Genomic DNA, 14,415 nt, shown 5'->3' on the forward strand with positions numbered 1-14,415 from the left:
AAAGATTTAACTAAATTTAAAGTAGGAAGAGTATTCATAATCAAAATTAACTATGGTATCCGGTACAAAAATTCACAGCTAGGTAACTTGGAGAAAAATTATTTATTAAGTTACTTATCATCAAAGGAAACGTGTAAAAACCTTCTAGGAAACATAACCGAATGGCTTCTACTTAATTCTTTATTATTTTGAGAGCATTCTGGAAGAGAATCAATTAATAACCGTATTGCTTCATGAATTGATATTTGATGATATCCTGCATACGCTCTAAGCTTGCGATACTCTTTATTGGTAATAACAATATTGGAAATATTTATTGAAAAATGGGGCATAAAAATTTCCTTAAAACTGAAATAGACTTCCCAAAATGCTTTCGTTCCAAGATGTTACATTTTAGAAGTTGAAATATCGGTTAAATATCGGTGAGAAATCGGTTATTAAGAAAAAAAGGCTATCTAAATTAATTTCTATCTCATTTGAGAATATCAAATATCTAATAGTTAAAATTTAACTAATCGCGGTGTCGGAGCGAGTATCGGAGGGTTAATTATTTTTGTCTGCGATCGCTAGTTCAATTTTCATCAAGTCAAAGGCGGGTATCATTTCAAGCTATGCGATCGCGCCTAGAGTTAAAAAAGTCTATTTAACAGGGGGAAGCTTTAGTTCTATACCTAATTTGCTTCCTATTTCTATAATATTTAAGTTAAATTTGGTCAATGTTGAAATAGGTTCTATTTCATGGCTTTTTCGACTTCTTCGCAAATTTTCACCCAAGCTTGGTTACATTCTGCCTTACTTAGACTGTCGAGGGGTTTATCTGGAGAGTGAGCAGCTTGGTATTCTTTGATGTCAGTTTTTCTATATGAGCTTGCACTAATTGGAATCCAGAAAATAGTTAATCCCTCTTGTTCGGCTGCGTTGAGTAAGGGGGGAAGCTCATGTTCGTCGATGAAATCAGAGGCTATAAAGTTAGGGCTGACTAGCAGGATAGCAACCTTAGCCGTGGCTAATGCTTTTTCAATCTCGGCTTTCCATTTTGCGCCAGGTTTGATTTTGGTGTCATCCCAAACGATAAAACTTTCTGCACGAATATAGGGTTTTAGTTGTTTTTGCAGTTCTGTTAACCATTCTGCATCTTGATGACTGTAGCTAACAAATATTTGGTTTCTGATGCTTTCTGACATATAGGACTAGTATTTGATTTATGAAAAAATCTAAGTATATGTAGGGTGTGTTACGGCTTCCGTAACGCACCAAAATCTTCGGATGGTGCGTTAGCCTACGGCATAACACACCCTACTGAAATATTTTCAGAAATCAAATATGATTCCTATAATTGGTTCCTTAATGGGGAATGATTCAATAATTTCTTTGTCTATTTGTTGTCTTTGTCGAGTTCTTATATCTTCATACCCATCAAGTAGTTGACGGATATTGATGTTTATTTTGAGTTTACCAATTGGATATTCAAGAACGCCCATTGATTCGAGTCCGAGTAGTTCTTGGTAATCGAGGGGTGGATGATTGCGATGGCCGGGAACAGGAACCCATTCGGTGATTTCGAGATTGGGGAGGGTTTTGTGGATTTTTTGGAAGACATCGCGGAGGATGCCGAGAAATAAGCGGCGAGTTTCTTGGCGTTTGCTAATGGTGATGAAGATTTTTTTGTCTTCGGGATCGGCTTTAATGCGAGCGATGTTGTAGATTTCGTTGTTTTCTTGATATTGCAGCATTACGCCACTGCGCCAATAGATTTGGTTATGGATTTTTTCGTGGGTGTTGACGATGAAGCGGGAAATGATGCTTTCGGGGAGAACTTTGTAATGGTATTGAAATTCCAGGGTTTCGCCTTGGAGTTCTGTTTCGTCTGGTTGGTCTTTAGGCAGAAGTCCCGCAATCAGAAATTGTGGTGGGTAACATTCTAGTGCAAAGCCAAGCTCGAATTCTTTCATCAGTTCAATCAGATAGCCATGACGCTGGGTGGGATAGCGTTCTGGGTCAAGGATACGGATGAGATCGGCGGGGGTGAAAATGCCTTTGGTTTGAGTTTTGAGGTTTTCATCGCTCAGGAGCGCGTAAATGCCTTCTGTAACCCAGTTGGGTTTGAGAACGTTGGTATCTCTAAGGATGGGATGTTCGCGGAAGTTGAGAACTAAGCCAAGTCGATGGAGGAGATCGATGAGTTGATCTTGGTTTTGTTCTTCGGGAATCTTATTTTCGTGGCAGATGCCGATGTAGCGGTTGTAGCTGATGAAGTCTTGGGGCATGGATTCGAGTTGTTGTTTAACTTCAAACCATGTCAGGGGTAGAAGGTCGTAAACTTCTTTGAGGTTGGCGATTTGCTGCAAAATGGCGGCGCGGAGTTCATCAATGCCGATATTGTTTTGGCATGAGGTTTCGATAATGTCTTGGATGTTGGGATATTTTTCGCGTAATGCCTTGCGGTTGATGTCGAGGGGTTGTTCGTCTTTTTTGTTGCCAACGATAATTACGGGGGACTGTCCGCCGAAGCTTTCGATTAGTTTCAGCCAATATTCGATGCGGTTTTCTTCTTCGCTGGTGCGACAATTACAGACTAAGAGATAAAGGCTGCGCTTAGTCAGAAAAAACTGATGGGTAGCATGATAAATTTCCTGTCCGCCAAAGTCCCAAACATTGAGGCGGATGTCTTTGCTATTGACCTGCACGTTCCAAGTTTCTACATTAAGTCCGTCGGTTTGGGGTTGATTTTTGTCATATTTATTGCGGATTAGTCGCTCGATAAGGGATGTTTTGCCGACGCTACCTTGTCCGATGAGCAAGAGTTTGGCTTCCTTGAGTTGACGCACTTCACCGCTACGGAGTAATCGCAAGTAATTGAAAATGTCTTCAACTGAACCAACATTATCAAAAGATCCTAAAATCTCTGGTGAAATAGGAAGCGGATTTCCCCGTAAATCTAGAGTTTCCAATTTCAGCAAACTTTCGATCGCCTCTGGAATCTGGGTTATTTGGTTGTCACTGAGGTCAAGCTGCGTCAGATTGGTTAAATTAGCGATCGCCTCTGGAATCTGGGTTATTTGGTTGTCACTGAGGTCAAGCTGCGTCAGATTGGTTAAATTAGCGATCGCCTCTGGAATCTGGGTTATTTGGTTGTCACTGAGGTCAAGCTGCGTCAGATTGGTTAAATTAGCGATCGCCTCTGGAATCTGGGTTATTTGGTTGTCACTGAGGTCAAGCTGCGTCAGATTGGTTAAATTAGCGATCACCTCTGGAATCTGGGTTATTTGGTTGGAACCGAGGTAAAGCTCCCTGAGATTGGTTAAATTAGCGATCGCCTCTGGAATCTGGGTTATTTGGTTGCCATCGAGGTGAAGCGTCCTCAGATTGATTAATTTAGCGATCGCCTCTGGAATCTGGGTTATTTGGTTGGAAAAGAGGTAAAGCTCCCTGAGATTGGTTAAATTAGCGATCGCCTCTGGAATCTGGGTTATTTGGTTGGAACCGAGGTAAAGCTCCCTGAGATTGGTTAAATTAGCGATCGCCTCTGGAATCTGGGTTATTTTGTTGTTATGGAGGGAAAGCTCTATCAAATTGGTTAAATTAGCGATCACCTCTGGAATCTCGGTTATTTTGTTGCCAGTGAGGTGAAGCTGCGTCAGATTGGTTAAATTAGCGATCGCCTCTGGAATCTGGGTTATTGGGTTGTCACTGAGGTCAAGCCTAGTCAGATTGGTTAAATTAGCGATCGCCTCTGGAATCTCGGTTATTTTGTTGCCAGTGAGGTCAAGCCTAGTCAGATTGGTTAATTTAGTGATCGCCTCTGGAATCTCGGTTATTTTGTTGTTACGAAGGTCAAGCCTAGTCAGATTGGTTAAATTAGCGATCGCCTCTGGAATCTCGGTTATTTTGTTGTAACTGAGGTCAAGGTTTGTCAGATTGGTTAAATTAGCGATCGCCTCTGGAATCTGAGTTATTTGGTTGGAAAGGAGGTTAAGCTGCGTCAGATTGCTTAAATTAGCGATCGCATCAGGTATTTCAGTTAGCTCTACTCGAATTAAGATAAGTTCCTCTAAATGTAGTATTTGCGTTACCACATCGGGAATGGTCTCTAAAGGATTGCCACTAATATCTAACTTACGCAAATTAGGCAAACCCAATAGTTCGAGTGGAAGCGTTTTTAAATTGTTGCCTGAAACCTTTTCGAGATAGCGGCCTCCTACTTCTTCATAACCTTCAACCTTCTTTCCCAAAATCAAAGACTCAAGCTGCTTCAACTTACCAATTTCCACAGGTAACTGGGTCAACTCCTGTCCCGACAAGTCTAACTCTTGCCAACCCTCAGTCACGGCGCGATCTATCAGTTGCAATAACTCATCCTGCGTCATAATTCCAAGGAGAAGGGTAAAAGGAAAGAAGATTGATGAAGATTATCTTAACTGATTAGGGAAAAATGATGGAAAAAGGCGATCGCTGTTTGGAATATTCTGAATTTAGGCGATGCCTGCGGCGGGCTACGCCAACGCGCCTTGAGATGATGGGAAAAGCGAATTACACAGGTTTAGCGATCGCGCCTTTAGATGTAGCGATCGCATATATCTAAATTTGGATTTTGGGCATCTCTATTATCAAAATAGAGATATCTAAAATATGGTAATTATGTATTTTTTAGTTTAGTTAGATAAAAATTAAAATTCTCCAAACCAATAATTAAATAGATTTGGAGAATAATAGTGTTCTAGTGTAAAAGAAGAGGTTAATTTCAGTAATGTAATTGTAGTCTAACAATCAGTTGTAAAGATAAGAGGTAAATATCGGGTAGAAGTCAGGTATTTTCCTAAAGCTGCTTTAAGCGATAACCCAATCCATGAACTGTCTCAATAAAATCATCGGCAGCACCTGCGTCTTTAAGTTTATACCGTAAACTCTTAATGTGAGACTTAACAGTTTCTTCGCTTGGAGGGTCATCAAGTGACCAAATGCGCTCAATAATGCCGGCTCGACTTAGCACCCGCCGACCACTAGAAACCATTAGTTCTAAAAGAGCAAATTCTTTAGGTGTTAGATGTAAAGGCTGGTCAGCGTATGTAACTTCATAAGTGCTGGAATTTAAACGCAGATTACCCCAACCAAAGTCTGAAGAAGATGTTGCGGCACTATTGCGGCGCAACAGGGCACGAACACGAGCCATTAACTCTGGCATTTCAAAAGGTTTGACCATATAATCATCTGCCCCAGCATCCAACCCAGTAATTTTGTCACCAAGGGTATCGCGTGCTGTTAACATAAGTACAGGTATTGTAATGTTGCGCGATAAACTATGCCTTGATGTAGGCGATCGCAACCGTTGACAAAAACTTACACCATCTAACTTGGGTAAGGTAATATCTAGCACCACTAAATCATATTCCAATACTTTAATGCAATCCCATGCTTCCTCTCCATCTTGGGCTATATCTACCACATATTGACGGTCTGTGAGGGCTTCCATCAGCATCTCTGCTAACTGGACATCATCTTCAACTACCAAAATCCGCATTGCCAAAATATTTGTAAATTAAAAAACTAGGATGAATCTTAATACCTAACTTTAATACTTTCAATTTGATTTTGGGCGAGGAAAATTAGAAGGTGGCTTAAAGTTTTCTACTGGTACACCCTTAAGTGCCTTCCGCATAAAATCACGCCAGATAGGAGCCACCATACCTCCGCCTGTTGCGTGGTTAGATAATTGTCGGTTGTTGTCCCTCGCTACCCAGATGGCAGTCGTTAACTGCGATATCATAGATATAAGTTGTTTCTGAAGGTATAAAGTTTCGTAGTTGTCTAACATCTGGCAAATTACGGAAACTAATAGATAAACCCACTAGTCCTCCAGCTAGCACAGAACTCGATAGCATAGTAATTGATAGGAGTGTACCACCAGTTACCTGACCGACTTTTTTCAAAAATTCAAAACTAGGTAAAGTCTGAACTTGTGATTGTTTATCTTCAAAAGTTTTAAATGATGACACGGCAATTCGATTTCCTCACTTATTAAATCCGGTTTTATTTAGATAAATATAAAGAAGATAAATAAAATGAAAATTCTCCAAATAAACAGTGAAATTTATTTGGAGAAAATTTAGTGTGATGCATAATGCATAAAGAGTTGATTTTAAACATTATTTTAACAAGTAGCTGTGGAGAGAAAGGGCAAAAATCGGGTAGAAATCGGTTAGTAAGAAAAATAATTTTGAATTAAGCTTAATATATATTGGAAAAATCTTTACTTTGATGTCAGGTCTTGGATAAGATATGGACTCTGAACCATTAATTGATTTTTTCTATGAAATGGTCACTGGAAAGGAAATGGATTGTCTCTGGCTTTGGCTTGAGCTTCTTATTAATGGGTACAGCTAGTCTTATTTCTTACCAAAATGCTACCCAGTTAATTGCAAGATAATGGGATAGGAATTCCTGACGAATTTCAAGAGCATGTAAATTAAGCAGTCATGATTCAACTTAAATCTTCTTAATTATAAGGTTTTCATCCTTACTATTTAACAAATTAATTTCGAGAGGAAGATGCCACAAATATATAGGGCGAACGCATCTAAATATTAAAGATAGATAATCAAAGTGGGATTCCCCAACACTCCACCACACAGTACTTTCAGAAAATTAGGCATGAAACTGAATAAGAATGATAATCGTTGTAGGGTGGGAGTTTGTGGCAGCCGTCGGCTGCCAAGCAATACGGGTTCGTTTAGGAAAAATTTCACTTTTCCTCTAAATAAACATACTTTTACAAACTCAAATCTTGAATCGTTTAGTATCAATAAATAATTATTCAGATGCAGATAAGCTAATTCATATTTATCAGAAATACTTCATTTATTTTATTTATCATTCCATCAATTTTTACAATTATCTATGTCATTTTGAAATTTCTCTTAGTTTTTATTAGTAAATAAGGTGCGTTTCCCCTACTCGTAGAGGTAAGGGGCTGGGAAGAAGGAATAAAGGTATACTGAGTTTTGTTCAAAAATCAAATATGATTCCTATACATTTCTATAAGATTAATAAATAACTAACGTATGTTGCCGAACAATCAAGTTACCTTCCCTACTTGAGTCCAGATTACGTTAATACAATTAGTCAGCAACCACTACCGTTAAGTTTAATTAAATCTTTGACATCTGAACAACTACAAGAAGCGTTCAAATAAGGATTTTGAAGCTAGATAAACCTATAGAGTGATGAAATAAACACTAAATATTATTAATTTGGAAAGCAAGGATTAATAATTAGCAGGAATTATGAATATAGCAACTCGCAATGAGCCAATTTATGTATTTCGCTTAACTCCAGAAATATCACTGATTTGGACTACTTTAGGTTCTTTACTGTTAATATTGGCAGCAGCAGGTGCAACTTTGTATTATAGCATAATTCACGGACAAGCAGTAATTTTTAGTGTAGAAAGTGCTGGAGGTGGAGCTTGGCAAGGAATTCTTGCTTTTGTGATTTTACTGGCCATTACTTTTGTCACCATCATTGTTCATGAATTGGTGCATGGAATAGCGTTTGCTGCCTTTGGTGGTTCGCCACGTTATGGATTTAAATTTAAGTATTTCTTACCTCTTGCTTACGCCACTTCACCAGGTGACTTGTTTCACCGGAATGCTTTTATCTTCATTGATTTAGCACCATTGATAGTCCTTGATGTTGCGTGTTTGTTACTGCTAGCAATTTTTCCGCAAGCAAGCTGGTTAATTTGGGTAATTGCATTCAATACAAGCGGTGCAATTGGAGATATCTGGATAGCAGTACAATTGCTACGTTGTCCGCAGTCAATTCGAGTCGAAGATAGAGAAGAAGGCATAGCAATTTACGCACCTCCTAGTGTGACTTACCGAGAACTTCCTTTTGCTAGAACTGATAAAACTCGTAAGCGTTCAGGTGTAAAAGCTTTGTTAAACCTCGCTTTTATGGCTTTGGCGTTGGTGCTGATTTCTAGCTTTTTACTAATACCAGTATTGAAAATATTAGAAGTTCCTTCATTTATTATCGGTAATAATTCTTTCTGGATTTTCCGTTGGATAAATAATACAAAAGGATTTAGTATTGAATTTAACTGGATATCTTTTGTGATAGTTATTTTTACATTATTGTTACTAAGCTTTTTAACTAATATGGTTCAGCGACGGGACAGTTAATAATTAAAGAGCTAATAAGAGAATTGCATAGCCGAACGTACCAAATGCAAACGCCCAAAAGCGGCTTTCTCGCTGTTCTGATAATTCTTCCTTAAGAACATTGAGTACAATACCTCCCGATAAAAAGGCGAAGAGAACTGCAACAGCCACTTGATGAATTTGTTAGTTCCGACTTGGGCATTTTGTAGTTCTGTCTTCGCCAAACATTTTGACCGCAAGGCATTTATCAAAGCGTAAGCTATAGAAGAAAACTACAGTCGTAACTGATTGCCCACAAATATGTGTGTACTGGTTCTATCGCTAAAAAGTTCCAGTTGTTGTTCCTTAAAGCAATTTTCCCTCTCACCTCTAGGACAATATTTCTGGGTATAAAGTTTACCTGTAGCCATCTTATCTGTAGTAATTGATGTCACAACAAAACGAATATTGGTTCGCTTGAGTGCAAACGACATTCTTATCTCGGTTTGCAGGTTGCGGTAAGTTCTAGATTGTAGAAAGTCCCTGCTTTAGGATTAATTGAACGCAATTCTTGGATAAAAGCATTAAATCTTGTATTGCTGATCCCGAAGCCAGCTTCAGCACAAGCAGATAAACCTCCTTCGATGGGAATAGGAGATCCGTCCTTGGGACTGTATACAATGAATTTATCGACGGTACTAGTGCCGACTGCAAACCCGATAACCTGGCGAATTGTTCGCAAAGCGGCATTATCTAAAGAACCACCAATACTGCCAATACTGATATTAACCGCACGAGTATTAACCGCACGGCTTTCAGCCACAGCGGGCGCACTAATCGACAATACTGCCCCGACAATCATGAAACAGGTGAACTTCAACATTATCCTCTCCTCCAAAAAATTGAAAAACAAATAATTAGGTTTCGACATGGATGAAGTAGATCAGAGATGCTAGCCATTTGGAGATTACTTCAGCATTACGTCTTTCCTTTTCTGAAAAATGTTAATTTCTTAAAAATTCTTTATCAAATCACCTTTGCAAACCCTAGTACAGCACGGCGGAAATAAACCAATCATTCCAAATCAACGAAACCCTTATGCTGTATTCATTTTTAATTTTTAATTTTTAATTTTTAATTTTTAATTTTTAATTCCGCCTTGCGGTACTAGCTGTCTAATTGGTGTTGTTTACAGGTAAGGTAATAACCTATACCCTGAATCAGGGTACTCGCATTAGACATCTCCGAAAATGAATGTAGAGATGTAGCACTGCTACGTCTCTACAAGGGTTCTGGATATCGCATATTTAATTTCTGGAGATGTCTATTACCCGACGCTCAAGGATCTGGCGACAGACACCGCAGGGTTGGAAGTACGAGTTCTCGATATGTTATCTGACGTTGATGTAGGACTAGAATTTTAGTGAGGCTCAAAGACAGCCCCCATAGTTAATAATCCTTGGATGCTGGATAAGAGTTAGTTCCTTTTGCTTGGGAGGAACTGACCTTTTAGCGCTGTTCCCAATAAATCACGCCATCCATTCATTCTACTGGGGCGCATCTGTCACCAGTTGAGCAAACTTTTGAGGGCAAGCGTCTTCAAACTCTAGCATCACGCCGCAACTTCAGGCGTAACCCCTTCCATCCTTGAGCTTCTTGCGTTTCGAGACTATGGTAAGATTCAAGACTATGTAGGAGAAACTTGGTTGACGCTCAAACAGGATTTAGGTTCTTGTCAGCTTTTGGTGATCACTAGTGGGCTGGTTTAGGCAGAAGGCAGAAGGAAGAAAGAAGAAAACTATGATGCTGCGGTTAATTGGCTAAAAAAAGCAAAAGCTGCGTATGTGCAACTTGGAAAAAAAGCTGAATGGTCTGCTTATCGCTCACAACTAGAAGCGGCTCATGGACGGAAACGTAAATTAATGGAATTATTCAAAGAACTGAATAAATAATATGACTACTTTGGAGCCTAATTCCACAAAACTACAAACACAACTCGCCCATATATACTTCGAGTTACATCCTTCTGTACAAAAAGTTATTCAGTTGTTTTCGGTAATTTATGCACCGATAGACAAAAATTCATTTGTAAGTTGTATTAGTAAGACTGGTGCTTTAGATGAAAACAATAAACCTTGGGGTACTAAAACCCTCAGTCCCCAAATTGATAAATTGTTAAAAGCAGGCTTGTTAATACAGGAAAACAGATCGGGCCCTGAATGTCATCCCTTACTCACAGAAATAGCTACTCGCCATGCTGTACAAACCGGACAGTTTGAAATTCTGGTTACAGCAGTAGAGGAGAAGCTACCAATACGTACTCACTGGAACAGAGATTCTCGGATATTCTACAGCTTACGCCAGTGTATCAGAGAAATCCGCATTGGTATTTATCGTCAAGACCTTAGTTTTATTAATCAGCAAATTGAAGATTATCAGAAGTACGCTGATAGTGAAGAAAAAATAGTAATAGAAAATATCTTTGAGCAGATATACAATAATCCATTTGATGCAGATTGGTTTAAGACCCTACCACAAGAATTATATGAAAGTGGCATATCAAGTATCCTCTTCAATTCAGCCTTAAAATTATCTGCTTCGGAAGATGCGTTGATGCTGCTGGAAGAAGAATGCTCTAACAGTGAAAAACATTGCTCAGATTATCTACACCTGATTTTGACAGAGCAACTGTTGTTACAGGGTTGTATTCAAGAAGCACAAGAAAGTCTGGAGCGGATATCAAATGAATATCAAAATAACGCTGCTATCTTTTGGGGTTGGTTAAGTTTTCTGCGGGGTGATAATGAACAAGCCATCAAATATTATAAAGATGCCCTGAAAGCCATCAAAAAGGCTACAGGCAAACGCCAAATATATTTCAATACAATTGGGGGCTTATTTTTTATCCTCGCACTTTTAAAAGATGGTTCAGCGCCACACCTCAAAGAAGCAGAAGAGTACACCAGTTTGATGTCCCGTCAATCAGATCATTGGCTTAGGTTCACTTATGGCAGACTGAAAATGGTACTGCAAGTCCACCAAGGTGATATTACCCAAAAACAATTTGTAGTCAGCGGTCATATTTCTTCCGTGGAAGAAGAAAATAGCTTACAAACATTGTTGTGTTCACTATGCCTTTACTGGATGGATGCAGAAAGTGCTAAAAAACGCTTACCTAATTTATTGGAACCATTGTATCGGCGATCGCTCGCTTCCGGTTATCACTGGTTGGCAATGGAAACCGCAGAACTCCTATCCCGACTCAAACCTAGTAGTAACTATAAACAACTTGCAGAGGCACTGCGAGAAGATAGCAATATCCAAACCATCGTAGATTTAATTCGACCCCAAGAAGCTTGGGAAATGTGCCTTAATGCCCTGGCAAATCTTCAAAAAGAACCACAAACACCAGGAAAACCAGAATCGGAACTGCGTTTAGCATGGTTCATAACCTTCTATCCCAGTAGATGTGTCTTGCAACCAAAGGAACAAAAAGTTAATGCCAAAGGCGAATGGAGTAAAGGTCGCCCCATAGCCCTCAAGCGTCTAAGCAGTGCATTATCTGAGTTTGATTACATCACCCCCCAAGATATGCGGGTATGTAGTTGTATTGAGGTATATAGTGAAGGCTATTACGGCAAAGTTGATTATACCTTCGGTGAAAAAGCCATCTCTGCTTTAATTGGACACCCGTTGGTTTTTTGGGAAGATACACCTAATATCCGTGTAGAAATTGTCAAGGGAGAACCGGAACTACTGGTTAAAAAAGGAAAACAAGATCGTCTCACCTTGGAATTTTCTCCCAAATTACCAGAATCACAAAATATTCTGCATATCAAAGAAACTCCAACCCGCATCAAAGTCATTGAAATTACTGCCGAACACAGACGCATTGCGGAGATTATTGGTATAGATAATAAATTAAATGTACCTGCGATCGCAGAGAAGCAAGTTTTGGCAGCCATAAATGCCGTCTCTGGCATCGTCACCGTACATTCTGACATTGGTGGCGGTTCAGAAGGTGCAGAAGAAGTACCCGCCCAGACTTTCCCCCATATTCATCTTTTACCTGCCAATGCCGGCTTGAAAATCAGCCTTTTGTCGCGCCCCTTTGCCCAAGGTGGCCCCTACTACCGTCCTGGTACAGGTGGTGAAACTGTAATTGCCGAGATTGACGGGAAACGTCTCCAAACCAGACGAAATCTGTCTGAAGAAAAGCAACTTGCCAAAGATGCTATAGCCGCCTGCGCCACCTTGAATCGAACTGAAGAACAAGATGGTGAATGGATTATAGACGATCCCGAAGACTGTTTAGAACTGCTGCTAGAACTGCAATCACTGGGAAATAAAGTAGTCATCGAATGGCCACAAGGAGAAAAACTGCGTGTTAGCCATAATGCCGACTTGAAAGACTTTAATTTATCAATTCAACGTCAGCAAGACTGGTTTGCAGCCACAGGGGAGTTGAAATTGAATAACGACCTAGTGCTAGATATGCAGCAACTACTAGAACTATTAGAGAAAACCCCCAGCCGATTTATCCCCCTTGGTGATGGTCAATTTTTGGCTTTAACTCAAGCTTTTCGCAAACGCCTCGACGAATTGCGGATGTTTTCGGAAAAACATAGTAAAGGTATTCGTTTTCACCCATTAGCAACATTAGGGTTAGAAGATTTTGTCGATGAGGTAGGTAAGGTAAAAGCAGATAAACACTGGAAAACACATATCCAGCGCCTCAAGGAGGTGCAAAACCTCCAGCCGGAACTGCCATCTACTCTTCAAGCAGAACTACGAGACTACCAGATGGAAGGCTTTTGTTGGCTGGCGCGGCTAGCACATTGGGGTGTGGGTGCTTGTTTAGCAGACCAAATGGGACTCGGTAAGACCTTGCAAGCATTGGCGGTCATTCTCAGAAATGCCCATGAAGGGCCAACCCTAATTATTGCCCCCACTTCTGTATGTATGAATTGGGTGAGTGAAGCACAGAAGTTTGCCCCAACTCTGAATATTATTCAATTTTCTGGTGCTAACCGCCAAAAATTATTAGATGGTTTACAACCTTTAGATATGTTGGTATGCAGCTATGGTTTATTACAGCAGGAAGAAGTAGCGCAAATGCTTGCTCAGATACAGTGGCAAACTATTGTGCTAGATGAAGCCCAGGCGATTAAAAATATGACCACTAAACGTTCTCAGGCAGCCATGAACCTAAAATCTAATTTTAAGTTGCTGACTACTGGGACTCCCATTGAAAATCACCTGGGTGAGTTGTGGAATTTGTTCCGCTTTATTAATCCTGGGTTATTGGGTTCATTTGAAAGCTTCAATCAACGCTTTGCTACCCCCATTGAAAAATATCAAGATAAACTTGCACGTAATAAACTCAAAAAACTGATTCAACCATTTCTATTGCGGCGGACAAAAAATCAAGTACTAGAAGAGTTGCCATCTCGTACCGAAATTCTTCTTCATGTAGAGTTAAGTCGAGAGGAAAAGGCGTTTTATGAAGCGTTGCGCCGTCAAGCAATATCTAAACTTACCGAAAGTGATGCAGAAGCAGGAAAGAAACATTTGCAGGTTTTAGCTGAGATTATGAAACTGCGTCGTGCTTGCTGTAATCCTAGTTTAGTGATGCCTGGTACTGAATTACCCAGTTCCAAATTGCAACTTTTTGGTGAGGTGCTGGGTGAACTGCTGGAAAATCGCCATAAAGCGTTAGTGTTTAGTCAGTTTGTTGACCATTTGCACATCATCCGTGATTACCTCGAACAGCAAGGTATTAATTATCAATATCTAGATGGCAGTACTTCAGTGGCAGAGCGCAAAAAACGGGTCGATGCGTTCCAAGCTGGTTCAGGGGATGTCTTTCTGATTAGTCTCAAAGCAGGGGGGACAGGACTTAATCTAACTGCGGCTGATTATGTGATTCATACAGACCCTTGGTGGAATCCCGCCGTGGAAGATCAAGCCTCAGACCGCGCCCATCGCATTGGGCAACAACGCCCGGTGACAATTTATCGCTTAGTAGCAAAGGATACTATAGAAGAAAAGATTGTGCAATTGCACCACCACAAGCGAGATTTGGCAGACAGCCTCTTGGAAGGTGCTGATATCAGTGGCAAGATATCAACGGAAGTCTTGTTACAGTTGATTAGCGAAAGTTAAGCTGTCAACCCCTTCTCTGCGAGACGCTACGCGAACGGGGAATTCATAATTTTGAACCCCATAAATAAATTTAGGGGCTTGAGGAAAGGACACCTTTTTCCTCTCTACGAGA

General features: G+C 40.1%; 8 protein-coding genes and 3 pseudogenes. 3 read left to right on the forward strand and 8 right to left on the reverse strand.

Translation table 11 applies throughout. The features are described from left to right. Positions 1-731: 731 nt before the first annotated feature. Both HUN01_RS32570 and HUN01_RS32575 read right to left on the reverse strand, forming a co-directional pair. Positions 732-1,184, reverse strand: coding sequence for a toll/interleukin-1 receptor domain-containing protein (locus HUN01_RS32570; RefSeq protein WP_238845841.1), 453 nt, complete (start codon positions 1,182-1,184; stop codon positions 732-734). 126 nt (positions 1,185-1,310) lie between these two features. Beyond that, the gene (locus HUN01_RS32575; protein WP_238845843.1) at positions 1,311-4,367 is read right to left on the reverse strand and encodes a leucine-rich repeat domain-containing protein; all 3,057 of its coding nucleotides are present in this window, start codon (positions 4,365-4,367) and stop codon (positions 1,311-1,313) included. Between the two features lie 65 nt (positions 4,368-4,432). Between HUN01_RS32575 and HUN01_RS32580 the strand changes: the two genes are divergently transcribed. Continuing rightward, a complete protein-coding gene (locus tag HUN01_RS32580) occupies positions 4,433-4,582 on the forward strand; it encodes a hypothetical protein (protein ID WP_181929632.1) in 150 nt (49 codons plus the stop codon). 234 nt (positions 4,583-4,816) lie between these two features. Here the strand turns inward: HUN01_RS32580 and HUN01_RS32585 are convergent, their stop codons facing one another. The 3 genes and pseudogenes from HUN01_RS32585 to HUN01_RS32590 all read right to left on the reverse strand — a co-directional run. Continuing rightward, positions 4,817-5,518 (reverse strand): response regulator transcription factor, encoded by a 702-nt coding sequence (locus HUN01_RS32585; RefSeq protein ID WP_181929633.1) that lies wholly within the window; start codon positions 5,516-5,518, stop codon positions 4,817-4,819. A 60-nt stretch (positions 5,519-5,578) separates the two neighbouring features. Continuing rightward, positions 5,579-5,758, reverse strand: a pseudogene (locus HUN01_RS36725) (hypothetical protein); the annotation flags it as partial. Continuing rightward, positions 5,757-5,993: pseudogene (locus HUN01_RS32590) on the reverse strand (penicillin-binding protein); the annotation flags it as partial. The pseudogenes HUN01_RS32590 and HUN01_RS36725, both read right to left, overlap by 2 nt. A 1,287-nt stretch (positions 5,994-7,280) precedes the next feature. On the opposite strand from HUN01_RS32590, the gene HUN01_RS32595 reads away from it, so the two are divergent. Next, complete coding sequence (locus HUN01_RS32595) at positions 7,281-8,180, forward strand: DUF3267 domain-containing protein (protein ID WP_181929634.1); 900 nt, start codon at positions 7,281-7,283, stop codon at positions 8,178-8,180. Positions 8,181-8,183: 3 nt separating this feature from the next. Here HUN01_RS32595 and HUN01_RS32600 read toward each other — a convergent pair whose 3' ends face one another. The 3 genes and pseudogenes from HUN01_RS32600 to HUN01_RS32610 form a co-directional block, all read right to left on the reverse strand. Further along, the gene (locus HUN01_RS32600; protein WP_181932962.1) at positions 8,184-8,330 is read right to left on the reverse strand and encodes a hypothetical protein; all 147 of its coding nucleotides are present in this window, start codon (positions 8,328-8,330) and stop codon (positions 8,184-8,186) included. A gap of 14 nt (positions 8,331-8,344) precedes the next feature. Next, positions 8,345-8,605, reverse strand: a pseudogene (locus HUN01_RS32605) (transposase); the annotation flags it as partial. Between the two features lie 29 nt (positions 8,606-8,634). Then, entirely contained in the window at positions 8,635-9,021 is a 387-nt protein-coding gene (locus HUN01_RS32610) for a hypothetical protein (RefSeq protein WP_181929635.1), read from the reverse strand. A 1,070-nt stretch (positions 9,022-10,091) separates the two neighbouring features. Between HUN01_RS32610 and HUN01_RS32615 the strand changes: the two genes are divergently transcribed. Next, positions 10,092-14,303, forward strand: a complete 4,212-nt coding sequence (locus HUN01_RS32615) for a DEAD/DEAH box helicase (RefSeq protein WP_181929636.1) — start codon at positions 10,092-10,094, stop codon at positions 14,301-14,303. The last annotated feature ends 112 nt before the right edge of the window (positions 14,304-14,415 follow it).

Source organism: Nostoc edaphicum CCNP1411, assembly GCF_014023275.1.
GTDB lineage: Bacteria > Cyanobacteriota > Cyanobacteriia > Cyanobacteriales > Nostocaceae > Nostoc > Nostoc edaphicum_A.